The sequence below is a fragment of the Catenulispora rubra genome, assembly GCF_015356825.1.
GTDB classification, from domain to species: domain Bacteria; phylum Actinomycetota; class Actinomycetes; order Streptomycetales; family Catenulisporaceae; genus Catenulispora; species Catenulispora rubra.
In genome coordinates this window covers 1-23,488 of record NZ_JAACYW010000117.1, presented here as the reverse complement: position 1 = coordinate 23,488, position 23,488 = coordinate 1, and the positions used below count along the sequence as shown (strand labels likewise).

General features: G+C 66.8%; 21 protein-coding genes. 11 read left to right on the top strand and 10 right to left on the bottom strand.

Annotated elements, in window-relative coordinates; translation table 11 throughout:
- Positions 1-12 precede the first annotated feature (12 nt).
- From GWK61_RS28170 to GWK61_RS28155, 4 genes are read left to right on the top strand one after another with little or no spacing between them, the layout of a single operon-like run.
- Positions 13-537, top strand: a complete 525-nt coding sequence (locus GWK61_RS28170; RefSeq protein ID WP_194913240.1) for a hypothetical protein — start codon at positions 13-15, stop codon at positions 535-537.
- Positions 534-1,022: a hypothetical protein gene (locus GWK61_RS28165; RefSeq protein ID WP_194913238.1), complete on the top strand. Its 489-nt coding sequence runs from the start codon at positions 534-536 to the stop codon at positions 1,020-1,022. Before GWK61_RS28170 ends, GWK61_RS28165 begins: the two co-directional genes overlap by 4 nt.
- An 18-nt stretch (positions 1,023-1,040) precedes the next feature.
- Positions 1,041-2,003, top strand: coding sequence for a hypothetical protein (locus tag GWK61_RS28160; protein ID WP_194913233.1), 963 nt, complete (start codon positions 1,041-1,043; stop codon positions 2,001-2,003).
- Between the two features lies 1 nt (position 2,004).
- Entirely contained in the window at positions 2,005-2,529 is a 525-nt protein-coding gene (locus GWK61_RS28155) for a hypothetical protein (RefSeq protein WP_194913232.1), read from the top strand.
- A gap of 118 nt (positions 2,530-2,647) precedes the next feature.
- On the opposite strand, the gene GWK61_RS28150 is transcribed toward GWK61_RS28155, so the two are convergent.
- Together GWK61_RS28150 and GWK61_RS28145 are read right to left on the bottom strand one after the other, a co-directional pair.
- A complete protein-coding gene (locus GWK61_RS28150) occupies positions 2,648-2,989 on the bottom strand; it encodes a hypothetical protein (RefSeq protein WP_194913230.1) in 342 nt (113 codons plus the stop codon).
- Positions 2,990-3,108: 119 nt separating this feature from the next.
- Positions 3,109-4,053, bottom strand: a complete 945-nt coding sequence (locus GWK61_RS28145; RefSeq protein WP_194913229.1) for an NAD-dependent epimerase/dehydratase family protein — start codon at positions 4,051-4,053, stop codon at positions 3,109-3,111.
- Positions 4,054-4,182: 129 nt separating this feature from the next.
- On the opposite strand from GWK61_RS28145, the gene GWK61_RS28140 reads away from it, so the two are divergent.
- Together GWK61_RS28140 and GWK61_RS28135 are read left to right on the top strand one after the other, a co-directional pair.
- The gene (locus tag GWK61_RS28140; protein ID WP_194913227.1) at positions 4,183-5,130 is read left to right on the top strand and encodes a LysR family transcriptional regulator; all 948 of its coding nucleotides are present in this window, start codon (positions 4,183-4,185) and stop codon (positions 5,128-5,130) included.
- Between the two features lie 184 nt (positions 5,131-5,314).
- The gene (locus tag GWK61_RS28135; protein ID WP_194913225.1) at positions 5,315-5,707 is read left to right on the top strand and encodes a hypothetical protein; all 393 of its coding nucleotides are present in this window, start codon (positions 5,315-5,317) and stop codon (positions 5,705-5,707) included.
- Between the two features lie 242 nt (positions 5,708-5,949).
- On the opposite strand, the gene GWK61_RS28130 is transcribed toward GWK61_RS28135, so the two are convergent.
- Positions 5,950-7,470, bottom strand: coding sequence for a hypothetical protein (locus tag GWK61_RS28130; protein ID WP_194913223.1), 1,521 nt, complete (start codon positions 7,468-7,470; stop codon positions 5,950-5,952).
- A gap of 95 nt (positions 7,471-7,565) precedes the next feature.
- Positions 7,566-9,479, bottom strand: a complete 1,914-nt coding sequence (locus tag GWK61_RS59835) for a WD40 repeat domain-containing protein (protein ID WP_194913221.1) — start codon at positions 9,477-9,479, stop codon at positions 7,566-7,568.
- Positions 9,480-9,928: 449 nt separating this feature from the next.
- Here GWK61_RS59835 and GWK61_RS28120 point away from each other — a divergent pair, with 449 nt between their 5' ends.
- Positions 9,929-10,510, top strand: coding sequence for a hypothetical protein (locus GWK61_RS28120; protein WP_194913217.1), 582 nt, complete (start codon positions 9,929-9,931; stop codon positions 10,508-10,510).
- Positions 10,511-10,540: 30 nt separating this feature from the next.
- On the opposite strand, the gene GWK61_RS28115 is transcribed toward GWK61_RS28120, so the two are convergent.
- On the bottom strand, positions 10,541-11,218 hold the full coding sequence (locus GWK61_RS28115; RefSeq protein WP_194913215.1) for a hypothetical protein: 678 nt from the start codon (positions 11,216-11,218) through the stop codon (positions 10,541-10,543).
- A 715-nt stretch (positions 11,219-11,933) separates the two neighbouring features.
- Between GWK61_RS28115 and GWK61_RS28110 the strand changes: the two genes are divergently transcribed.
- From GWK61_RS28110 to GWK61_RS28095, 4 genes are all read left to right on the top strand, one after another.
- On the top strand, positions 11,934-12,275 hold the full coding sequence (locus tag GWK61_RS28110) for a histone-like nucleoid-structuring protein Lsr2 (protein WP_194913213.1): 342 nt from the start codon (positions 11,934-11,936) through the stop codon (positions 12,273-12,275).
- A gap of 247 nt (positions 12,276-12,522) precedes the next feature.
- On the top strand, positions 12,523-13,239 hold the full coding sequence (locus GWK61_RS28105) for a hypothetical protein (RefSeq protein WP_194913212.1): 717 nt from the start codon (positions 12,523-12,525) through the stop codon (positions 13,237-13,239).
- A gap of 261 nt (positions 13,240-13,500) precedes the next feature.
- Positions 13,501-14,370: a DUF6283 family protein gene (locus GWK61_RS28100; RefSeq protein ID WP_194913210.1), complete on the top strand. Its 870-nt coding sequence runs from the start codon at positions 13,501-13,503 to the stop codon at positions 14,368-14,370.
- A gap of 188 nt (positions 14,371-14,558) precedes the next feature.
- Complete coding sequence (locus GWK61_RS28095) at positions 14,559-14,960, top strand: hypothetical protein (RefSeq protein WP_194913208.1); 402 nt, start codon at positions 14,559-14,561, stop codon at positions 14,958-14,960.
- Positions 14,961-15,278: 318 nt separating this feature from the next.
- Here GWK61_RS28095 and GWK61_RS28090 read toward each other — a convergent pair whose 3' ends face one another.
- The 5 genes from GWK61_RS28090 to GWK61_RS28070 all read right to left on the bottom strand — a co-directional run.
- Positions 15,279-16,199: a MarR family transcriptional regulator gene (locus GWK61_RS28090; protein ID WP_194913207.1), complete on the bottom strand. Its 921-nt coding sequence runs from the start codon at positions 16,197-16,199 to the stop codon at positions 15,279-15,281.
- A 322-nt stretch (positions 16,200-16,521) separates the two neighbouring features.
- Positions 16,522-17,700, bottom strand: coding sequence for an MFS transporter (locus GWK61_RS28085; RefSeq protein ID WP_194913204.1), 1,179 nt, complete (start codon positions 17,698-17,700; stop codon positions 16,522-16,524).
- An 816-nt stretch (positions 17,701-18,516) separates the two neighbouring features.
- On the bottom strand, positions 18,517-19,491 hold the full coding sequence (locus GWK61_RS28080; RefSeq protein WP_194913201.1) for a DUF6602 domain-containing protein: 975 nt from the start codon (positions 19,489-19,491) through the stop codon (positions 18,517-18,519).
- Between the two features lie 246 nt (positions 19,492-19,737).
- A complete protein-coding gene (locus GWK61_RS28075; protein ID WP_194913200.1) occupies positions 19,738-20,763 on the bottom strand; it encodes an LLM class flavin-dependent oxidoreductase in 1,026 nt (341 codons plus the stop codon).
- 414 nt (positions 20,764-21,177) lie between these two features.
- A partial coding sequence (locus tag GWK61_RS28070; RefSeq protein WP_228563074.1) for an AfsR/SARP family transcriptional regulator occupies positions 21,178-23,488 on the bottom strand: 2,311 nt, incomplete at its 5' end.

Here is a 23,488-nt window from a genome sequence, read left to right as displayed (position 1 = left end):
GTCATGACCATGTTGACGCCGGACTTCCTGGCCTGGGCCAGTCGGCAGTGGCACGAAGGCGCCCAGTTTCACTGGCACGCACACGGCGCCACACCGATCAAGGTGGTCCTGTTCACCACCGACGGCGTACCCGAGATGGTCGACGTCCGGCAGGGCATCGGACAGGAGGCAACCGGAGCAGCGATCCGCGAGCACGCGCAAAGGATCGGCGCCGTCGCCGTAGCCATCACAGCGATGAGCCGGATGGCTGACGTCGAATACGACGTGCCGCTTCCCGCGGTTTCGCCAGGTTTGCCGCTCAGGCCGGCAGTAGCCCGAGTGGTCGGCGAGATGACCCACTCGATCGTCACGCTCACCGTGTGGCCGGACCGCGACGTGTCCATGTCCCTGCGCAGCGACATCCGCACCGGCGCCCACCGCACCGCCGAGCTGTCGCCGACAGTTGAGTCGGGGTTCACAGATCCCCCACAGCTCACAGGACTGGCTGCATGGCTGACCGGGCTCCTGCCCACCAGTCGAGGCAGCGCGACGTCATGACCGGCGACTACACGGCCCCTGAACCGCCTGTGTTCGAGCGTGCCGGGGCGCTGGTGATCCGCTCGCTGGCCGAGTGTGTGCTGTGCGAGGCCCGATCAGGCTGGTGGTTCGGCGCCGTCAGCACAACCTGGACCGCCGCGCACACCCGCGACGCCCACCCGAACCAGACGAACGTCGGGTTCCGACTCTGGCGGATAGTCCGCCACAGCTGCCTCGTCACTCCCGAGGGCCTAGCGCACACTCCGGACCCGGGCCCAGAGCCCGACCCCGTTTGCTTCGCGCTGTCCGAGTGCTGCGCCTGCGGCGCCGCCACTGGCTGGCTCACCGCGGACGAGGCCGGCGGCCCTCACGGACTACAGGAGTTCGAGCAGCACCACCTGCGCACCGCTCACCACGAGACTCCGCCGGACTTCGACCGCTGGCACCTGACGCGCCAAGCGCGTGCCCGCATCGCAACTACCCGTCGACCTACCGCCAGCATCTGAGAAGAAGAGGAACCCTCCATGACGATCAGTCGTGAGCAGCTACATCAGGAGGCCTGCGAACTGCACGCCTACGCCGAGGACATGCACCGCCAATTCGGCATCGCCCAGATGGTTGTACTGCTCGTACCCGCCGCCGGGCACAGCGTACTTTTAGGCCTGCCCCTGGGTGTGCCGCCTGTTGAGGCCCTGGCGGCCCTCGTTCACCAGACCGACGCTGCCGGGATCGTCGTGACCGGCGAGGCGTGGGAGTCCGAACCCGGCATCCGCGGTCGGACGCTGCTCGACATGCCTTTCGAGGACCTACCACGTCCCTCCACCGACCCCAATGCGGTCGAAGCCATCGTCACAGCTGCCGCCGGCCTCGGCTCCGGCGGCCCGATCAAACTGCTGCGTCGCACCCGTATCGAACGCCTCCAACAGGGCGGCACGAACCTGCACCCGGCCACTGATCTGACGACCAGTATCCGATCCGAGGGCCTCGCCGCCCTGCTCACCCTCGCCCTGGAAGCCGGCAGCCCCGCTGCGGCCGTGCGCCCCAGCCCGGCATCCGAAGGCACAGTACCGCCGGCCGATGCGACGGACATCAACGCTGCCTGCCCGGACTGCCAGGTGCCGATCGGTCAGTCGCACGCTGAAGGCTGCTGCGTAGCTTGGTGCAGCCAGAGCGGCCGTCAACGCCGTGACGGCTGCACCATGGACAGTGGCTGTTCCACCGGTCCGCTGCACGACTGCCGCACCTCCTGGACCGGGCTCATGCCAGGCGTGGCCGACTGCCGTCGCCTGGGCTGGTACACCGTCTCGACTCCGAACGGATGGGTCAGCGCGGCCCCGGAAACACCCGGAGCCGTCGAGGACGTCAACCGCCTCATCGCTCAGGCCATATGGAACCCCACCACCCAACGGTATGAGGCGCCCGGCGACACCCACCCGGACAGCCCGGACCTCCCCGGCGCGCATGGTGACCTGCGGGACGCTGGCTGACATGCCGATCACCGCCGGACAACTCGACGGGCTCGCTACCGCGATGCATGCCGAGGCCGAGAAACACTTCCGTGCGAACGGAACAGTCCCTGCCCTGTGGTTCGTGCCGGGCAGTGGGGGTGCCAGGCTGGTGCCGATGCCCGAGGGCGCCATCGACCACGACCTGATCGCACAGCTGGCCCGCGCCGACCGTCCCTCGGCCGTCCTGTTCACTGGCGAGTTCTGGGTCGGCACGGTTACCGTCCCGGCCGGCGCGGCGGCCAAACTCTCGATGGATGACCTACCCAGGCCGTCCGAGCAGGCCGATCGGCGCGAGGCCATCGTCACCCGCGCTGTCGGACGCGCACCGAGCGGCGGTCTGCTGCATGCCCAGCACGTCACGCACATCCTCCGCACGGTCTTCGGCCCGGTTCAGCTCATCCCCTTCCAACTCGACCCCGCCGCCGAACGCAGCGACGACTTCGGTGCGTTCCTGGCCGCGCTGCTTCCCAACTCCGCCGGACCGCGGCGCGCTCCCCGGCGTTGACCTGAAACCGCAGTAGCAGTCCCTGCCCGGATCGGGCGGGGACTGCTGTCGGCCATGACAGAGATCGCGAAGACGACTGCGCAATAGGCTGAGAACCACGGGCTGGCCCCGCCGGCCTCTAGGACTCAGCGAAGTAGTGCGTGCGGAAGACGCCGGCCAGGTTTCCGGCATGGACGGCGTTGGGAAGCGCGGTCTCCGCGATCTCTCCCAGCAGGAACGAAACCGCCGTGCAATGGGCGACGCTGACCAAGCACTGGTTGCCCAGCACCGAGCCCTCCAGCATCTTCGCGATCCGTCCAGCCAGCGGCTGGTGGTACTCGTCGGCGCGCAGCAACGCCACAGCCTGAGAGGCAAGTTCGGCTGTGACGTCCATGCCCGCCGGAGACTCATCGACGAGCAGGTGTTCGATGGCCAGCCTCATGCCGTCGTCGAGGATCGTGGGCGTCCGTGAGCTCTCCATACGCGGCAGTCTGGTGGCCATCGGTCCGGACGGAAAGGCCGGTCACACGATCGGACTACCCGCCTCGCAGTGAGGTTTGGTCTGAATCCTCACGGGTGCTCTTGTCTTGTGAGGTCGGGTCAGCGGCCCGTGGATGTGGTCTCGGGCTGTCGGGAGCGGCGCAGGATGTCGAGTGCTGCCATCCGGGATACGACCGGCCGATAGCCGAGGTCCTCGACGGCCTTGTCGGTGCGCAAGGTACAGGTTTGCCCGATGAACCAGCGTGCCGGCACGGGAACGCTCTGGGCCGCGGTGTCGAGGTCGATGTCAGGGATCGGGGTGTCGACGCCGTAGATGTCGAAGACGGTCTGCATGAACTCGCGGTACTGAACGGGTTCCTGGTCGGTGACGAAGTAGGCCTCCCCGGGAATGCCGTGCTGCCACCCGAGGAGCAGGCCCTCGACGGCGTTGTCGACGAACGTGATGTCGGTGGTGTGGCGGCCCCCGTCGATCCAGGAGAACTGCCCGGCCTTCGCCAGAGCGGCGAAGCCGTCGGTCACGGGGCTTCCGGGGCCCCAGACGTATTTGGGGCGGATGGAGACCGTGGTGAAATCGTGCGTGTTCGCGGCCAGCACGATGGCCTCCTGCTGCGCCTTGACTGCGCAGTACGGTGCGGGAGAGTCCGGCCGCAGGGGCGCTGTCTCATCGACGTCGATGAGCGGGTCGCCGGCCAGCAGGGCGGCCTCGCTGCCGCAGTTCACGAAGCGGGCAACCTTGGCCTCGCGGGCGACTTGCAGCGCGGCCCGGGTCCCGTCGACGGTCACCAGGTGGTGCCGGGCGAGGTCGGCGTCGAGATCGGTCTCGGCCGCCAGGTGGAACAGCACCTCGCTGCCGGACACCGCGTGCCGCCAGGTGTCAGGCTCGGTCAGCACCCCTCGCACCGGCTCGGCGCCAAGAGCCGCGACCGCGTCCGCTGCTGTTGCGCTCCGGACGAGAGCTCGGACGTCGTGCCCCTCCGCGACGAGCCGACGGATCAGTACCCGGCCGATGAATCCCGACCCGCCGGTCACGAAAATCTGCGCCATGTCGAACCTCCTGGGTTGCGTTCCGTCCACGGCACCCGATGCGGGCGCCTACGGTCATCAGCAACCAGCGGCCGGCAAACGATCCCATCGCGGGATTCATAGTTCTGAGGCTTGACATAAACTCTGTTTATGACATCCCTTCGCGCGCTCGAGTGCCTGGTCGCCGTCGCCGACTGCGGATCAATCACCGAAGCCGCACGCCTGCTGCACCTGACACAACCCGCGGTCTCCCACCAGCTCGCCGAGCTGGAACGGGAGACGCGCACCGCGCTGCTCAACCGCCGTCCGCGCGGGGTGAGCCTGACTCCCGCGGGCAACGCCGCCCTCCCGCATGCCCGTCGAGCGCTCGAGGCGGCCGCGTCAGCCGTGCACTCGGCCCGCGCGGTCGGCGACGGCACGGGTGGAAGGCTGCGTGTGGCATGCGCCCAGAGCCTCACCGTCGCCCTCGTCGCCCCAGTCCTGCGGGATTGGCACCGCAGACGCCCCGGCATTGTCGTCAGCCTGCGCGAGTCCGCCGTCCTCACCGAGTTGCTCGGTCTCATCGACACCGGCGCAGCGGACATCGTGCTCCTCCCCGCGCCGGTCCCCCACGGCTACGAGACGAGCCTGATCGCGGAGGAGGAGATCGTCCTGACAGCGCCGGCCGGTCACCGTCTGGCCCGCCCGGGCACCGTGCATCTGCAGGAACTCAACGGGGCGGCGCTGGTGCACTTCGCGCCGGACAACGGACTGCACGATTGGCTGGACCGCTCGCTCGCCGAGGCCGGGGTGCGGCCCGAACCGGTGATGAACACCTCGATCACCGCAGCCGCGCCCCAACTGGCCGCCGCCGGTTTGGGGGTCTGCGTCACCCCGGTGAGCGCGGTGAGCGCCGGCCTTCCAGCCGCAATCCGATCGTTCTCACCCAAGTGGGTCAGGCAGCTGATCGCCGTGACGCAGGCACAACCGGATCCGCTCTCCGCCCGCTTCATCACCGACCTCCGCACCCGCGGCGTGCGCGTACCCCGCGACGTGGCCCGGCAACTGACCGGCGGCGACGGCCCGGTGGCCTCATCCGTGACCTCGACAGACAGGTAGACGGAAAGCAACGACCACCGATTCACCCGAACGGGCCACACCGGGTGACCTGGCGTTCCGGACGCCGTGTCCCAAGGGACGTCGAGAGGACAGCGGGATCCAGAAAGGGGCATCGAAATCCGGAACTTACATGAGCCCGACTCCGGCACGGTGCATAGACCGCCACCGGGTTAGCGTGGTGATCATGGCCTCAGGAACCTCGCCAAGCACGGCACGCAAGCAGGCACGCGACCACGCCGCCAAGCTTCTGGAAGCCGAAGATGCCGAACGCCGACGCCTTGAGGCCGCGCGCCGAAAAAGGATCACCGACCACGCCGCCGACATCGCGGGCAACGACGCCGAGATCGAGCAGCTGACCGGGAAGATCGAGGACCTCCGCGCCGACAGCGCCCGGCGCCTGGCCGCCATCGTCGCTGACGGCGTGAACGAATCGCAGGCCGCCGTGATGACCGGTCGGGAACTCCGCGACGTGAAGACTGCGGTGAGGACCGTAACAGCAGCCACCGCCGCCGCAGCCGTTTCGGCGAAGGCACTGAAGAAGCAAGCGGTCAATGCCGCAGCGGCCGAGCCTTCCTGAGAGTCGACGCTACGCGAGGAATCGGCCACACCGTAACGGCGCCACGTGGGCGCCAGCGGACGCCGACCTTCGAGCCAAGGTGCCCGTGGCTACTGTCCTTGTGAATGTGGCTACTGACTTTAAGAGCACCCTGTATAGATATTCAGCGTTCTGGCGTCGCTCGAAGATGTGACGCGGAGCTTGCTCGCCCTGTGGCCGTGACGCCGGTGCGGTGTGTCAGGCTGACATGCCTGGAGAGTCTCCTACCGGTGAGGTGCCTCGCCAGCCTCGCCGTCCCGGCTCTTCTCCTCGCCGAGCGCTCTCCTGACGTTGTTGATGTGGACCCGGATCTGGGCGGCGTTTTCCGGGTCGGCACCGTAGATCCGTGCGGTGAGAAGGCGGAGGGCCTCTGGCCGGTACCCGTCCAGGCAGCCCAGTTCCTTGGCCGCGTCTACGCGGCCTCGGATGGTGACCGTGCTGTCCTCGGCGAGGCGGATCAGGAGGGCGGCGCCGGCCTCCCGGTATCCGTACATGCCGGTCAGTTGCCCGGCCGCGAATACGCGGTCGAGTTCGCTGATGGTGGGGTCTTGGGTGAACGCGGTCAGGATTTCGGCGCAGGACTCTTGGTAGCCCTTCACCCGCGTCAACTCCTGGAGCGCACATCGACTCAGGCTGCCGTAGGCACTGGTGTCGTGGGCGAGGTCGGTCAGGAGCGCGGTGCCGGCGTCGCGATAGCCCTCCGCGGCCGCCAGGGCCCCGGCCGAGCTGGTTCGCTGCCACGCGTCAAGGGTGGTGTCATGGGCGAGGCGGGTCAGGAGAGTCGCGCCGAGCGCCTGGCAGCCCTCTATGCCGATCAGTTTCCGGGCTGCGTCCAGGCGCTGCCTGCTGTGCACGCCGGTGTTGCGAACGTGCCGGGCCACCAGGGCGGCGCCGGCTTCCCGGTGTTCGTCGAGGCCGAGCAGTTGCTCGGCCGCTCTCACCTGCCACCAGGTGTCACCCAGGTCTGGGTCGGTGGCGAGGCGGGCGAGGAACGCGGCGCCGACATCGCGGTAGCCGTCCATGCGGGCAAGGGCGCCGGCCGCGTGTACCCGGCCGCCGTCCTCGTAGTCGAGGAGACTCTGTGCCTCGCGGCGCCGACGCGTCCACCCTCGTTTTGTCGGCTTCACCGGGGGAGTCTCGGCAAAACGGACCAGACGCGCCGCGCCAGCCTCGCGGTACCCGTCCAGAGCCGCCACCGTGACGGCCGCCCAGACTCGGTCGGCCAGGCCGATGGCCGTGTCGTCGGCCAGTCGGATCAGAAGGGCGGCGCCGGTGTCCCGGTGTTCGTCCAGCTCGGCCGAAGCTCTGGCCGCAATGAAGCGGTAGTGGCCGCTGAACGCGCGGTCCTCGGCGAAACGGATCAGCAGCGCCGCACCGCTTTCGCGGTGGTCCGCCACGCTGACAAGCGCCGTGGCCGCGGCCACGCGATCTCCGTCACCGAGCGAGGCGTCCTCGGCGAAACGCCTCAAGAGCGCGATGCCGGCCTCGCGGTGCCCGTCCACGCCTGCCAGAGCCGCGGCAGCACGCACTCGGGCCTGCGCTTTGTCATCCCTCGTGCGAGTCCAACGCCGCGTCGGCAGCCGGAGCAGCCACGGCTTCGGCCACTCACCCGCAGTGGTGTCATCGGCGAAGTGGGCCAGACGTGCGGCACCGTCCTCGCGGTGTCCCGGAACCCGGGCCAGAGCCTCGGCCACGTCTATCCGATCAGTCGTGGACAGCGAGGTGTCCACGGCGCGCCGGACCATGTCGGCTGTCTCAGGCGATTGATACTCATCGGCCGAGTCCCTCAGGTCGCCCATGTTCCTCCCGTGGTCGGATGTCAATCAGGTGAGTAGCGTCATCAGCGCGGAGCCAGCACCGCCATGTCCGAACCGAAAGCGGCCACCAGCCGCCCGTCCGGCGCCACCGCGACATCCCAGACGCCGGCCGGAAAGGCGTACTGACCGATCTGCCGCCCCGTGCTCGCGTCCCACACCCGCAGGGTTCTGTCATCGCTTCCGGTGGCGACGATGGGGCGGCCGTCCAGTATCCCGGTCGCCGCTGCCCACACACTGTCGGTGTGGCCCACCAGAGGCGGACCGGCTTCTTCACCGGTGGCCAGGTCGCACAAGTGCACGGCAGTGCTCGTCTCGTCGCTGACCAGAATGACGTCGCGGCCTTCCAGCGTCTCCAGGGCCAGAGCGTGGGCGCGGCGCTGCTTCGGCTGCACGCCGGTCCACTTGTTCGTGGTCAGGTCCCACACCCGGCCTTCCCGGGTCACGGCCACGAAGCGGTCCTGCACGACCCCGAAGAACGCGATGCCGTCGATGCCGTACTCCCGCGTCGTCCGCCCGTGCAGCTCTTTGCGGTCGGCCAGATCCCAGATCCGCACATTCCTGTCCCGGTCGCGCGTAAAGAGAGTAAGTCGTCCCTCCACCATCCCGACCGTCATCAACCTCACATTGCCGGCAGGGCCGGGCAGTGGGGCCCCGATCTGTGCTCCGTCGTCGAGGCTTCGGATCCGCACCTCGTCGTCCCTGTCGCCGCTGATGATGACGGAACGGCCGTCCACGAGGGCCGTCACGAACCCGCCCATCGACCTCAGATGATCGGCCTGCCAACTGCCCACCTCCCCGTCGTTGTCGAGATCCCAGATCCGCACTGACCTGTCGTCGCTACCGGTGACGGCGAGGTGGCGCCCGTTCAGCACCGGCATCGCCGTTCCCCGCACATCGCCCAGGTGTCCGATCAGCGGCGGGCGAAGGTTCTCGCGGGTGGACACATCCCACACCTCGGCCCCTTCACGGCTACTGATCAGGGCGGCGGGACGGCCGTCGAGCGCCCCCGTGGCTGCCGTGTCCGCAAACCCGCCCAGCACGGGCTCACCGAGCATCTCACCCGTGGCCAGGTCCCAAACGTGCACCTCGTACGAGGTGGCGCTGACGGCCATCGGGCGCTCCCACTCCGGATCCGTGACCAGGAACTTCGCCTGGGTGTTGAAGCTGAGGCTGGTGCAGAGCCCTGACTCTTCTTCGTCGTCACCGCTGATCGGCGGTGCCGGATCGGATGCCCGGGGGCCGATTTCGCGTCCCGTGACCAGGTCCCAGAAACGGAGGAATTCCTCTCCCGTAATGAGATCCGTGGGCATGAGTTCCTTGGAGTGGCTGGTGACGACGACGGGACGACCCCCGAGCACCGACGTTGTCAGGGCACAGACGAAGCCGGTCTGAATGATCAAGGGCTCGTCGCCCCGGACGAGGGCATCGAGATCCCACACCCGCAGCACGTTCTCGGTGCTCGCGGCGACCACCACCGGACGCCCCTCGACCAGCCCGGCCACAAGTGATTTCACAAAGTATCCGTCGCCTATGTCGAACGCGCCGATCTGTTCCCCCTCGGCCAGGTCCCATACCCGGATGCCGTCCATGAAGCCGCTGGCCACGGCAATGGGGCGGCCGTCCAGCACTGCCGTCGTCAGAGCACTCACTTCGCGGGAGTACCCAGGCACGGCCTGGCCGAGTTCCCGGCCCGTCGCCAGATCCCACCAGCGCAGCGCGCCGTCCTCGCAGCCCGCGACCACGAACCCGCGGCCCTGAACGACCGCTGCCGCCACCACGGTCACCTTGGCCGGAACGGGCAACGCACAGCGCAGCCGGGAGTCCAGGCCGCGACCGGTCGCCCACTGCACCGCCCAGGAATCATCCGTGTCCCGGGGGATTGCTACCTCGGCAAAGCTTCGCGACAGCTCCCGGTTTCCGTAGCGGGCGGCGTCCACCGCCAGTATCTGCTGCCGCACCTGCGCGCTGACATCCCGGTGTGCGTGCCCTGATGCCCGGTACACAGCAGCTGCCAGCGTCTCCTCCTGCCCGGCCGCACCATTCAACGCTGCCAGAACCTGCTCCGGGTCGGCGGTCACGAGCCACGCCGGATCCGACAGTTGCCCGCCACCGGCCGCATCCACCCGCGCCGGAGCCCCGTCGTAGAAATCACCAGACATGATCGGCACCGTAGCCGCCACACGTGCTCCGGACCTCTCGCCGAGGCAAATTTCAGTAGCGAAATACGTGTTTCCCGCACACCTTTACGTGTGCGCGACCGGACCCGCAGGGAGTGGGTCTGACCGCCAAGCAGAAGGTGGTAGTCCTTGAATCCCCTGGCTGATGATGTTGTTCGGCGGGAGAATAAGCCGGTCGGGACAAGTCCGCGTGGACGGGCGGTAGCCAGATGGCTGCGCAGGGGACGACAGACGAGCCACACGATGCGCCGCATGGTGACGGCGAGATCTTCGGCGACGACGCCGCGATCTTCGGCGACGGCCCCGAGATGTACGGTGACCTCGAACTGGCCCACAAGGTCAGCTCCGACTGGCGATATACCGGGTCCGTCGTGGAGTACGTTCTGTTCCCCCTGGGCATTCCCCGACCGACAACGGGCCGGACCTCCGCGATCGTGACCTGTGGCAACTGCGGCAGCGAGCTGCCGTGCACCGTCTACAGCACGTCCGCCGTGGAACAGGCGCGACGCCGTCTTCGGCGGATCACGGTCGGCACCGTGAGCGTCCTCGTGGTGGGCTGGCTCGGGCTGCTTCTCGCCTTCGTCCTCCACGTCAGGGACGACGCGATGTGGGTTGTCTTCTCCGTGCTGAGCGGTGCGTCCATGGTTTCGTGGCCTGCTCTGGATTGGATGTTCTTCCTGCACAGTCAGAAGACGCCTGCTCATATCCGCTACGGATTCGAGACCCACAGCCTGCGCCGGCCCGGCGACACCTCCGAATACGTCCCCACGTGGAACGAGCCATCGATCTGATACGACGCCCTCGCGTTCTTGTGTGAGAGGTCAGTGGGCGGCCGCGAAGAACGGATGAGCTTGCGCCTCGGGCAAGGTCGGGTCGAGTTTGGCCGCCGTCCCCAAGCCTGGGAACCAGGCCAGTGCCGGCATTGACTGCCACACCAGGGGCGTTACCGCCTCGTGGTCGGGCCACTGCCAGCGACCGTCGGCCGGTGGGGGCTGATGTGCCAGGCAGTGGTCGGTCATACACTGCACCTGGTTGAGGTACCAGAGGGCGATCGTCGGGCTGCCGGTGAGCTGGACGTCGAGAACGGCGATCGCCAGTGCGCCGACGTCGCAGGTCAGGGCACTCCATCTGTGACGGTCATCCACGTATCTCAGGTACGGGGCCACAAGGTCCGGGCCGGCTTCAGGGCACCGTGCAGCTGCGTGCATCGCAACGCGGATCAGCAGGTTTGTCATCGCCTCGGTGCGATGTGGTTCGAAGGACGCGCGATCGGCTGTCGAGCGCGGAAACCGTCGGTAGAAGTCGTCTGAGACATAGACCGGTTTGCGCAAGCTGTCGCCCGTGCGTGCAATCATCTGGAAGCGCCCGCCGAGCTGTGACCACTCATCGGCCATCGCGATGATCATCTCGGCGGTGTCCCGGCCGTCCGGCAGAATCCGATGCGCGGCCGGCAGGATGGCGGGCAAGCGCTGCTGCCATGCGGGGGACGCCTCGAACATGTGGCCTCCTCGGTGGGTATTCTCTCCGATTCGCCGCCGCATGGCCTCGGGGTGGGCGTATGTACCACCTATGCCGTCTCCGGCTTTGCAACGAGGCCGGTTCGTAGCCCTTTGACCGTTGGGGTCCGATGCTTGGGCAGACTATGACGATGTCGGTGGTCGTGGAGTGACCATGCGGTGAGAATTCTGCGCATCCGTGATTTCGCCGACGCTTTGGTGCTCTGCGATCGGGCGAATGGGCTGCTAGGCCGATATCGACAACTGTGTTGCTTGATCACGCAACATCGCTGTGGGGGCCGTCCGTCGTCGACGACGGAGGACCGTATCTCGCTGTACAACTGAAATGCCCAACAGTGCGCCGACCTACGCGTCGCCGAGGGTGGCTATGTCAGGCGTTGTCGCGCGGACGCTGGACTGTCGTGGTTCACCGAGCTGATGCGACGCTAGCTCGTCCAGTTCGTGTGCGATCAGCGACGAGTTCTCGGTCGATCCGCTCGGCTTCGCGCGTGTCTTCCTTGCCTGCTCGCCGTGTTCTGTGATGCCGGGGTGGTGAAGCCGGCGCGCAGGTCGCGCGAGGCTACGGAGCACTTCGAGTCCTTATACAGTACTGTCTGCCGACTTCAGTATTGGTTGAACGATACGATTTGGCTTGCCGGGATGTGTGGAGTTAAGGCATCATCACGGATAGCTAGCTTTCAACAGAATGGTTGGACCAATGGCCAAGCGTACTATTGAGGTGTTCCACGATGACTTGGACGGTACCGAGGGTGCCAAGACCGTGAAATTCGGTCTCGACGGCAAGTCGTATGAGATCGACCTCAGTGGCAAGAACGAGACGGCTTTGCGAAAGGCGCTGGAGAAGTACGTCGACGCAGCGACTCAGGTAACTAGTAGCCCGGCCACGTCTGGCCGCCGGAAGTACGGCACGGGTCCGGTGCGCCGTGACACCAAGCACATCCGGGAATGGCTGCGTGACCAGGGCGTCGAGATCAGCGACCGGGGCCGCATCCCCACCGACCTCATGAAGCGTTACGAGGCGGCGATGGCGGGCCGCTGAGTGAGACGCAGAGGGCCGGCCTTCGGGTCGGCCGCTGTTCTCTACCAGCAGGACCCGCAGGCGCGCATCACTTGGGCGGGGTGTAGGCGCCCCGTCGGCGGTTTTGAGGGCCACGGCCCAACCCAGGAGATTGACGATCGGGAACAACGGAGCCAACACGCCAGTGACGAGTATCGCCGTCGGAAACGGTAGCTGTGGCCTACCCCGGGATTTCGATCTTCACGGCTTTCTGACTCATGCTGCGGACATGCTCGAGCGATGGCTCAACGTCGACTTCCAGTGGCGCGGACAGCCACTCGCGCATCAGCTTGCTTCGATATCTCTCAGGATCGCCGACCACGTGGCTGTCCCGCTATGGAGCCGACCCGGTGCGGGGGCGCCCGGTGCACCGAAGTACGTGACGTGCGTCGGGTGTGTCGAAGACAGCCATGGCAACATTTGTGCCGGCGACCCGATGCAAGCACTCCACGACTTGCAGCATCCGCTGTGGGGCGAGCTGGTTGAGACACTGCTCACGGCCGATGGAGACTTCGCCCTTACGGGACGTTGGATGCATCGCGAGAGCACATTCACCATCAACGAGGTCGACCTGGCCACAGATCGTGGCTTGCTCTACCTCGGCTGCGTCGACCGTCGCCATCCGCACTCGCCCCGTCGGTACCAACCAGCGCTTCACGCGACCGCGGATCCGCACCTGGTGGACATCGGGGTGATCTCGTTTCCTCTTGAGTCCGCGATCGCCTTGGAGCTCATCGCTGAAGGCCATGATCTGTGCGTCGCGGGGATGGCCATGTGTGCCACTGGTGTGATCGAAGCCTGCGTCCACGAAGCCCTGGAGCTGTTTCAGGTCCGCGAGGGCCAGCCGGCTTGGGACCCACACGTTCCAGGGCCCCAGATGGCAGTCGAGTCGACGTTTCTGTCCGACGGCCTGCGTACGACAGCCTGGCCATGTGTATCGCGGTGAAGGCGTCGCTTCGTTCCCCTCGGATGCTTGGGTGCCCGGTGGACGGTTTCCGTCGCAGCCGCTCCGATGGCGCGACAAATGACCTACGATTTATCACTGTCACCACCGCGGCATCACCTGCGTGCCGTACCAGTGTTGAGGCGCTATCAACTAACGACCGCCAAGCCTGAGCAGTTCAGCCTGAGAGGATCCGTAGTGTCTCAACGAGCTATCGACGTGGGGGACTCCCGGACGGCTGGCTCGAGTCTTCAGCCTCTGCGTTTGGACCAGAGCGCGGGTGCCGAGCTGAAAGGACCGGCTCAAAAACCGTGTGCTTTCTGTCCGTATCGGCAGGACTGTCCGTCAGGTGTCTGGTCGGCGGAAGACTATGCCAAGTTACCGGAATACGACAAGCCTACGCTGTTCCAGCCGCAGAAGCTGTTTCAGTGTCACCTGCGGGAGCCGGGCGCGCCCGGACGGAGGGCATGTGGCGGTTGGGCCGCCTGCCACAACAAGCAGTCAGGTGAGTATGCGCTGCTTGCGCTGAGAATCGCGCCCTTCCTGCTACCGCCGGAAACGGTCACAGCGATCATGGAGTATGAGTCGCCGATCGAGGTGTTCTCGACGGGTCTGGAAGCGGCACTGCACGGCGTCAGGGACATCGCAAATCCCTCCGAGCAAGCCAGAAGCGCCATCGATAAGGTCTTGCGTGCACGTAGTGACGTGACGGCTGCATACGAACCATCTGCCGGCCGGGATGGTGTGAACCGTGCTGTCGACCCTGATGATGGACTGGCGGAAGTGGTTCTGCTGGCAGCCAGGCACTGCCCACGACCGCGAGCTGCAGACGGTGACTGTAACGAACGAGCGCCGTTGGTGACGCAGGATCTTGTCGCCGCGGGCTTCGACGCGACTACCGCCGTCGTGTGGGGCTGGAGTGACAAGACTTCTCAGATAATCGGCTTCATCCACCGAGTGACAGCAATCGAATCCGCTGCCGGAATCGTCATCGTAGACTCTACGGCGACCCAGTTCGCGCCTGACCTGCCCGCGCCTTGGGCCAGCCCGATTGCGGACTATTGTGCACGGTTGGCGCAGGCAACTGCGGTCGAAGCGGTGACGATCACCATCAATGGTGTCGAGCTCGCATGACCCGGTGAGCTGGAGACGCGATATGCGCCTGGTGCGGTGAATGAGGACCGCAGTGCGTCCTTGAGTATCGCCCCTGTTGCTGGCGCTACCGCGGTTGTGACGTGATCGGCCCCAGTCGAGCGGCGGTCTTGGGCTCAGACGAAACAGGGGATTGCGGCTGCCGCGCGGCAGTGCGCGAGAATCGGCTCATGGCAGACGGCGGCACAGCATCTGGGTTCCCGCGACCTCGTGCCGATGGCCTGCCCGTTCCGTGGATCACGCGAATTGATCCGGAGGGGCCAGCCTGGGGCCGAGTTATTAGGCAACGCATCATCAACTGTCAGCGTGACTGGCTGTGCCAGGTGTGCGGCATGCCCCTGCCGTATCGCGCCTGGGTACTGGTGGAGGGCGATTCGATCGTCATTGACGACGCGGCTATGCACAAACCTTGTATGACGCTCGCGCTCGCGCGGTGTCCGCACTTGAACGGCCAAATGGGGTATGTAGCATGTTTGGTGTCGATGGAGGAGATCATCGCCGACGGCGTACCGCTGGTCCAGATGATCGATTTCAGCTATCGCGCGTCATGGGACCTGCGCAAGGTTGTCTGAGGAGGGCTGGGTGCGCGTCGCACCCTAGGCGCTACCGAGCCCGGCGCAGACCATCGCTTCCGCGAATACCTTCGCGCGTCGTTCCAGCCAGTAATCGGTATGCGGTCGCTTCGGGTCGGCCGACTCCAGCGATTGTGAATTGCGCACAAGCCAGCCGGCGCAACACCATATTCGCTGCGTGGACGAGGTCGCCTGGTGCTCGGAAAAGCCGGCTCATCGAGGGCACCAAGCGACGCGTCGCGCGCCAGACGCGAAGCGGCGGTTCGGGGTGCAACGTGGTCCCAAATCCGCCGCTTGCGACGCCGTTGGCCTCTGACGTTAGACGGTCTCGGATTCGGTGGCGGCGTTCCATTGGAATCGGCGTGGCTTGCCGGACGTGATGACGGCCTTCTTCTCCGCCACGAGCTTGTCGCAGGCATTCGTGATCGCCCCGGAGGACCGCTTCAGCACGTGGTGGATCTCGGTGGAGGTGAACGACCGGTCAGGGTGTGCGCTCAGGTACGCCTCGACCTGCGCCCGCAACTCGCCCTTTCCCAGACGCGGCTCAGAAGCCTTCGCTTTCTCCGTGGCCTCCGACGTGAGCGTCGCGTCGTTGTCGGCTCCGGGCAGCGGATCGGTACCACGCTCGGCATCGGATATTCCCCCGACGGCGACGTCTGCATGTCCCGTCGCCTCGTCGGTTGGGTTGGCGTCGTAGGACTCTCCGTCCGAGTCGGCGCCAGTCTGCGCGGCGTCGGTGACTTCCTCCGGCTGATCTGGGGACGGTTCGTCCGTCGCTCCGTCGTCCGTTGTCTCGGCCGCTGACAGCCCGAGGGTGGCCACGCCTTCGGCGGGCTCATCCAACACAGTGTCGGAGATGGCGTCGGCGGAGCTCCTCTCGACCCTCGCGTCCACGTGCGTTGCGGGGTCTCCGTGGCCGTCGGCGTCAGCATCACCCTGTGCGTCGGCGTCGGCAACGATGGCGACGGGGGTGGCGAACCATTGGTCGGCGATTCGCCGAGTACCTTCGTGGCCTCCTTCCCGGCGCGCGGCCAGACCCGCTTCGTGCAGCGTGGCCAGGGCCTTGGTGACAGTGGACCGACCGAGACCGGCACGGTCGGCCAGCTCGGCGGCTGTCGTTGCCTCATGTGCATTCAGCAGGCTCAGCACGGTCGTCGCTGCAGGCGTCAGCGTGGTGGCGTCAGGGGTCGGCGGTATGGTCGACGTTGCCGACGCAGGGGCGGTGTTCTTCTTGGACATGGCAGATCTCGTCTCACTTCGGAAGGGAGGTCGGTCATGCCCCGGCCGGGGCGTCCCCGGCGCGATTCGCGTATCGCCGTTGCCGGGGTCGGCGTCCATGGACGCTCGATCGCGCGCGTCTGTCAACTCGGGCAGGTCAGGGCGCTGTTTGTCGGCCCGACGACACAACTGCGACTGGACTCGATAGATGGCGAATTGCCACCGAAACTGACATGAAGATCAACTAAGGTCGCTGGCTTGCGACAGTTGGCACCGTGGCGGCCGGAAGCTCAACGAGTTGCCGCGCCGCCGGGGCGGCGCGGCAACGACATGACAGGACCAATCAGCCGATCTCCCCATCCGGAGCGGTGTGCAGCGCCGCCCAGTAGACGCCACAGGCGACGAGGCCGAGCGCGAGAAGTGACTGGCCGACTGCCTGCGCACCGAGTGTGCCGACGACGAGACCGATGCCGGCCGGTAACAGGGCACCCCCGATGGTGGAGGCCGTGATTTGTAGGCCGACTGTCGCGGCGACGGTGTCAGCGCGTGCACGGGTGCCGGCGGTGAGCGTGATGAGAGGGAAGACCGGCGCCGTCGCAAGCCCCAGGAGCATCATCCCGGCAACGGCGATGGGGGCCTGGGCGGGTACGGCGGTCAGCAGCGCACCGAGCGGCACGGCGGTGACGGACCCTGCCAAGACCCGGGAGGGGCCGAGCCGGTCCGCCAACGGACCGAGCAGCATCCGTCCGATGAACATCATCGCCCAGTACGCGGAGACGACGATGCCTGCCGCCGTTGCCGGCAAGCCGCGCCCGGCGGTGAGGAACACGAATCCCCAGACGCCCGCGGCCGACTCGATCCCATCTTCCACGGCCATGAACGTCACCGCCGCCACCAAGGCTCGCGACCGGCGAGGCATCCGCGGGGCACCGGTAGCCGCCGAGGGTGAAGCCCGGCGGTAGGAGGCTGTGCCCGAGTATGCGGGTTGTTCCCACGAGCGGCGCGTCACCGCGAGAAGGGCTCCCGTGAACGCGACGACTCCCGCCATGAGTCCGGTGGCGTCGCGCCAGCTCAAGCCGCCTGCCAGCATTACGGTGACGAGCAAGGGCCCGAGCATGGCGCCCAATCCGTAACTGGCATGCATCCAGGTGATGTTCCGAGCGCTGAAGTGCCTGGCCGCATGCGCGTTAAGTACGGTGTCGATCGTCCCGAAGCCCAGTCCGAAGACCGCCGAGCCGAAGGCGATCACCCACAGCGCGGGCGCCGCCGATTCCAGAGCCAGCGCGGCGCTGATCGCCATGGTGCCGAGAGCCAGAAGCCACCCTTTCGCCATCCGGGTCGACAGACGCCCGGTAACCGCGCTGGACAGTGCCGAAGCAGCGACTCCGGCTACGAGTACGAACCTGAGCGTTCCGGTGGACTGGTGAATACTCACACGCATTGACGGCCATAGCTGGCCCAGGGTGGACCCGGGCAGTGCCGTGCTCAGATAAACAAGGCAGGACAAAACGAAGCAAGACACGATCGTGCCCTTCGAGGAATGGTGCTGCGCTTCCGGGGCAGCACGCGGTGACAGGTCTACGAGTCAGCGCGTGCGTGCTTGCCGGGCACCCCAACTCCTCGGAGGTTGCTCACGGCGACGAGGCTAACGACCAACCGGGCGCTATGCTAACGCGCTACGGGGAGTGACAGATGCTCACGTGGCCCAGAGGCGGACGCCTTCGCGAGCGGTGACAACAACCGTGGCAGTTCACTAATACACCAGGTGAATGGACGCGGAGCTCTTACACACCTTGATGAGACAGGACAACCGCTCCGATCACGGCATCCCGAAATTTTTGCAGATCCCGATAGTTGGCTCCGGTTTGCCCGGATGGGTGGAGCGGTTGTCGGCTATCTCGGCGGAGTGCTGGTCAACCTGCCGCTCCTCCTGCTCTTGGCGATACCGGGATTGTGATTTTGCCTGCGTGTTTCTGCAATGTCACAGTCGGCGGAAGTCTTGGAGAATGCCGAAGAGGAGGCCGCGAGAGCCACGTCTGGGGAACCCTGGTGGATTAACGACCCGAATCTGGCCAAGCGCTGCCGGAAAGGGTGACACCGTTTACCGACCCCCTGCATCGCGGCTCAGAAACCGAAGCCAGGCTGGAGTACTAGGCGTGCCCGATGGCTGCCGGTTGGTCCCGGGCTTCCTGCCGGTGGACGTCCGGGAGGCTGGGGCGGAGGGTCTCAGCTTTGGCTCGGAGTTCGTCGACAGCTACAGATCCTGCATGCCGTGGTGGCCGAGGCCGTCGTGGGTTTTTCCTGTCTCATGCTTGATTGAGCTTGTGCCAACTGGTCGCTAATCCAGTGTGTAAAACCCGGAGTTGTCGTGCTTCAGGCCCCGTAGCACACGCTGGCTGTAGACGTCCGCCGCCGACCACCAGCGGCCGGGGCCTGTCGTCCATGAGTTGTAGCCATTGAGATGCAGACTCTCTGCGATCGGTTTCAAGTCGTGGTCCTGGTAGCTGAGTCTGGTTAACAGCGCCGTGACAAACTGTGCGATCGGCGGAGCTACGGGGGTATCGCCGGGAGCTAAGCCTCCGTATCCGTACATGCCCGAAGTCCCCGCGAGTCGTAAGGGCTGCGATGTGATCCGAACGGGCGCGGCTAGAACCGCTCCGTGCGTCCGGTGGCTGTCGGTTATGCAGGGTTGCGGTTGTAAGTGGCGGACGAGGTCCGCCGAGATATACGTCATGCGCTTGGTAGCCCAGCAGCCTGTGTCTGCGACGCAAACGAAGTCCACGAGCTCACGGGGGTGCCGAACCGCACTCTCCTGATGCTTAGTGAGTCGCTCCGAAATCTGCGCCACGGGGGTCTTGCGCGGGCGTGCTGTCTTCCACACGTGGGAATGACACAGGATCCCATATGGGAACAGTGGAAGGACCTCCGAGGCTGCGGTGCTGTTCTGCCGCGGCCACAGCCCTCGCTTCAGTCCTATTCCGCGGTTGATCTGGTCGATCAGATCGTCGCCTTTCAGTGTCATTTTGACACTGAAGGCTGCCGCAACGCCGCCGGCAAGAACCTTGCGGGGGGTGCGCAACCGCGGAGGGCAGCCGGGCCGGAACACGACGATGTCGATCTCCGGTGACTCGGTGCCGTCCTCCAGGACGATGTACTTGCGCGTGTCCACGGCGTAGCGCTCGGGGAGCCAGCCCTTGAGCAACTCGACCCACCTGTCCTCGGCGCCGTAGCCGGCCTTCTGTGGGTCGCCTGCGGCGGCGGTTCTGCTCAGTTCGGCGTACTCGGCGCTGATCTGCGATTGGATCTCGAGCATGGAGGCGGTGTAGGACAACTCTGGCACAGTGTGAATTCTTGCACCTCGCGGCGACACACATGTGGACTCGGTAGCGGCGACACCTGTCTGGACGACACGCTCATCGTCTACCTGTGCGACGGTAAATTGCCCGATGGCAAGGGCTCTGAGAATGTTCGGGTGCTTGGCCGGTCGGAGTGGGCCCGGCCGAGCACCCGTGATGTGGAGCCGGCGGACAAGGATTGCCGGATTCTGATCAGAAGCGGATCAGCGCCAGCCCAGCGCCGGTGCCACGTGCGTGAGGATGCTCTGGATCACATGGGCGTTGTAGTCGACGCCGAGCTGATTGGGCACGGTCAGCAGCAGTGTGTCGGCCTCCGCGATCGCTTCGTCCTCGGCCAGCTGCTTCACCAGCTTCTCGGGCTCGGCGGCGTATGTGCGGCCGAAGATCGCCCGCGTGTCGGCGTCGATATAGCCGATCTGGTCGGTGCCCTCGCCGTCTCGGCCGAAGTAGGCGCGGTCCGTGTCGTTCGTCAGCGCGAAGATGCTGCGCGAGACGGATACACGGGGTTCGCGCTCCCATCCGGCCTCGCTCCACGCCTCGCGGAAGGCCCGGATCTGCGCCGCCTGCTGCATGTGGAAGGGCGCGCCGCCGCCCTCGTCGGTCTTCAGCGTCGAGCTCATCAGGTTCATGCCGAGCTGTGCCGCCCACACCGCGGTGCCGTTGGAGCTCGCTCCCCACCAGATCCGCTCGCGCAAGCCCTCGGAGTACGGCTCGAGCCGCAGCAGCCCCGGCGGGTTCGCGAACATCGGCCGCGGGTTCGGCTGCGCGAACCCTTCGCCGTCCAGCACCTTCAGCAGCACTTCTGTACGCTTGCGTGCCATGTCGGCATCGTTTTCGCCGTCAACCGGCTGGTAGCCGAAGTACCGCCACCCGTCGATGACCTGTTCCGGTGACCCGCGGCTGATTCCGAGCTGCAGCCGCCCGCCCGAGATCAAGTCCGCCGCTCCGGCATCCTCCGCCATGTACATCGGGTTCTCGTACCGCATGTCGATCACGGCAGTGCCGATCTCGATCCGCGAGGTGCGGGCGCCGACCGCCGCCAGCAGCGGAAACGGCGACCCCAGCTGCCGGGCGAAGTGGTGCACCCGGAAGTAGGCACCGTCCGCGCCCGCCTCCTCGGCGGCCACCGCCAGGTCGATGGCCTGCAGCAACGCATCCGACGCCGTCCTGGTCCGCGAGTGCGGCGTGTCGGACCAGTGCCCGAAGGACAGGAAACCGATGTTCTTCATGGTCGGGACAACCTGGCGGGAGTTTGATTGATTCCTCAACCACCTGGCGATGGCCGGGCGCCCCGCTTTGTGATGGAGCCCCGCACCGTCAGCCGCGGGCGATCGCTGCCGCCAGTTCGTCGACGTTGGAGTCGCGCAGCACGGCGTATCGTAACCCTGCGTACCGATCTGGAGAGGGGCGAAGTGTGCAAGCCGTATGCCGGCGGGGTTGCTGTGCGGTGACCTCATCTGTACGTACCTCGACCAGGCCGGGTCTCATTGCGTTTTCCCGCGCCGGGATCCAGCTCGTAGCGCGGCCAGCCTCGTCGATGGCTGAGCTCGCGCCGAGAGCTGATTAGCCGCCGATCGCACGAACGCGAGGGAAGTTTGTGACAGCGTGCGGCCAAGCCCACACACCGCATCCGGTTGTCAGGGTCAGTGCTCCTGACGGGCGCCATGGTGCGGCTGGCGCTTCATGGCCTGCGCGGCGGCCTCGCGGGTCACTGCGGTGACGCCTGCGCCGAGGGAATCGGCATAAGCCTCCAGCGTGCGCAACTTGCCAGGGATCTCGGCATGCCGTCCGGCGGTGGCGAGGATGTCGAACATCTGCCGGTACAGCGCCTCGTTGTCCTCGGTGAGCGCGGCAGCCTTCTCCAGCGCGGCCAGGGCCTGGTCGTGATCGGCGGCCGTCGAGGCCAGCGTCGCTAGGCGGGCCAGGACCGCGACCTGCTTATCGGCGAACGTCGCGGTGAAGTCAGCACCCCAGTCGAAGTTGTCCCCGAGTTCGCCGTCCAACAGTTGGCCGCGGCACAGCGGTTCGGCGGCGGCCAGGAGCGCCAGGCGTTGCTCGGCGTCGCCAGCGCTGCGGGCGGCGGTGACCAGCTCGGCCAGACTACCGACGTCGGTGGCGATCAACTCGGGGCTGAACCGGTAGCGGCCGGTGGCCCGGTCCAGCAGGACTAGGCGGGCGGTGCGCTGGCCGATGGCCGCGGCGAGACGTTTGCGCAGGGAGTTCAGACCGTCGGCGCGCCATTTGGCGATCCGGTCCATTTCCTCGGGTTCTGCGTCGGGCCAGCACATCGCGTCGATCTGGTCGGCGCTGGCCCCGGCGGTCCCCTTGACGGCCAGTAGCGCTGCTAAGACGCGGGCCGAGGTGCGCAACCCGGACACGGGCTGGCCGTCGACGGTGATGGAGAGCCCGCCCAGGACGGTGATCCGCACTGGGTTCTGGTTCCAGGCCGCAAGTGCCGCGTCGGCGCGCGCTTGTGCTTCACCGCGTACTTCGTCGGTGGGGGAGGAGGTGGGTCGCGTCGGAAGCATGGTCACCGGCGCCAGTGCCGGCGCGTACGCTGTTGCGGCCGTGTGCTCGGCGGCCACCGACTCGTCGCGCTCGCTGTCGGTCCTGTCGACCTCTGGCTCGGGCCTGGCCGGCATCGGCAGAACGGTGACCGTCGCGTCTGGCCTACCGCCGCCGAACACCGTGCCCGCGGCGTCGTCGCGGCCTGGGACGGTCTCCGGCCAGTCCTCAGGCTCGGCCTGGCTGTCCGGCTGGCCGGGGTCATGCCCGGCGGCGCGGGCAAGCAAGTCCAGGACGTCGGCCAGGGCGGCCGTGCTCAGGTTCCACAGCCGGGCTCTGCTCCAGTCCCCGATGGTCGGGCCGGTAGCCGTGCCGTCGGCTTCGACGAAGATGGTCGGCCCGTCCGGATGCGCACCGAGCAGAACGGTCGTGATCCGCAAGTGGGCGCTGGCGTTCATCAGGATGCTGATCCGAGAACTCAGCGAGCGTGCGGGGGAGGCCATGAGCACCAACGGCGGGCAATCCTCGACGTCCGGGTGAGCTGCGGCCAGTGCGTCCAGATCGGGTTGTTCGTACTCCTCCAGCAATCGGGTGCGCAGCAGTGCGTGGACTTCGGCTTCGCCGATCGCGCCGGCCAGGTCCTTCGTGATGAACAACTCGGGTAATCCGCACGTGATATCCGGCACCTCTGCCTCGTCCACGTCGAGCAGCGCGGCCAGGTCTGCGGCCGGGATGATGAGTCGCGCCAGGTCGGCGGTGCGATCGGGCGCTCCGGCCGACAGCACGCCGGCGGCGATCGCGCGGGCAGCCCCGGCAGCTCCGGGGCCGACCAGGCCCAGACCGGTGCCAGTCGGAATCATCGGCAACTCGACGCCGTCACGCTCGGCGGCGCTGATCGAGCCTGGCGGCAATGGCGCCGCGAACTGCGTCACCGTGGGCTCTGGGACGGGACCGGTCGGCCCGCCGAACTCGTCCAGATATTCGGTATCGTCCCAGCTGTCGGCGCTGTCGATCTGGGCTGGGTCTTCCGCAGTAACGAGACCATCGTCGAGGTCTTCCGCTTCGTCTGGGTCGAGCAGGTCGCTGTAGTCCTCGTCGTGAATCGATGTAGCAAGGGGCGTGGCGGAGGTCAGGGTCCGCTGGGCACGGCGGGCGGCTAGCAGAGTGCCGGGAAGCGGCGGATCGGCGACCGGAAGGCGCGGGTCGGAGCGTCGGGTGCGCCAGCGCCGGGCCAGGACAAGCGCGGATCCGAGCGCTACCGCGAGTGTGATGCCGATGGTTCCGCCGTCGGGGAGCGAGACCGCCGTCCCGCCGTGCCGCTTCGGAGCGCGGTCGCCCTGGCGGTGCCCCTCGATCGACGGCGTTGTGTGAGTGACCGGGGCGGGCGCAGCTGGGAGCGGGGCCGTAGGTGCGGGCAGCATGCTGGGGCCGCTCGTCACTGGAGCGGAC

Coding starts and splice junctions, on each gene's coding strand:
- GWK61_RS28165 (WP_194913238.1), top strand. CDS start 534: ATGACCGGCGACTACACGGCCCCTGAACCGCCTGTGTTCGAGCGTGCC.
- GWK61_RS28160 (WP_194913233.1), top strand. CDS start 1,041: ATGACGATCAGTCGTGAGCAGCTACATCAGGAGGCCTGCGAACTGCAC.
- GWK61_RS28155 (WP_194913232.1), top strand. CDS start 2,005: ATGCCGATCACCGCCGGACAACTCGACGGGCTCGCTACCGCGATGCAT.
- GWK61_RS28150 (WP_194913230.1), bottom strand. CDS start 2,989: ATGGAGAGCTCACGGACGCCCACGATCCTCGACGACGGCATGAGGCTG.
- GWK61_RS28145 (WP_194913229.1), bottom strand. CDS start 4,053: ATGGCGCAGATTTTCGTGACCGGCGGGTCGGGATTCATCGGCCGGGTA.
- GWK61_RS28140 (WP_194913227.1), top strand. CDS start 4,183: ATGACATCCCTTCGCGCGCTCGAGTGCCTGGTCGCCGTCGCCGACTGC.
- GWK61_RS28135 (WP_194913225.1), top strand. CDS start 5,315: ATGGCCTCAGGAACCTCGCCAAGCACGGCACGCAAGCAGGCACGCGAC.
- GWK61_RS28130 (WP_194913223.1), bottom strand. CDS start 7,470: ATGGTCCGGCGCGCCGTGGACACCTCGCTGTCCACGACTGATCGGATA.
- GWK61_RS28120 (WP_194913217.1), top strand. CDS start 9,929: ATGGCTGCGCAGGGGACGACAGACGAGCCACACGATGCGCCGCATGGT.
- GWK61_RS28115 (WP_194913215.1), bottom strand. CDS start 11,218: ATGTTCGAGGCGTCCCCCGCATGGCAGCAGCGCTTGCCCGCCATCCTG.
- GWK61_RS28110 (WP_194913213.1), top strand. CDS start 11,934: ATGGCCAAGCGTACTATTGAGGTGTTCCACGATGACTTGGACGGTACC.
- GWK61_RS28105 (WP_194913212.1), top strand. CDS start 12,523: ATGCTCGAGCGATGGCTCAACGTCGACTTCCAGTGGCGCGGACAGCCA.
- GWK61_RS28095 (WP_194913208.1), top strand. CDS start 14,559: ATGGCAGACGGCGGCACAGCATCTGGGTTCCCGCGACCTCGTGCCGAT.
- GWK61_RS28090 (WP_194913207.1), bottom strand. CDS start 16,199: ATGTCCAAGAAGAACACCGCCCCTGCGTCGGCAACGTCGACCATACCG.
- GWK61_RS28080 (WP_194913201.1), bottom strand. CDS start 19,491: ATGCTCGAGATCCAATCGCAGATCAGCGCCGAGTACGCCGAACTGAGC.
- GWK61_RS28075 (WP_194913200.1), bottom strand. CDS start 20,763: ATGAAGAACATCGGTTTCCTGTCCTTCGGGCACTGGTCCGACACGCCG.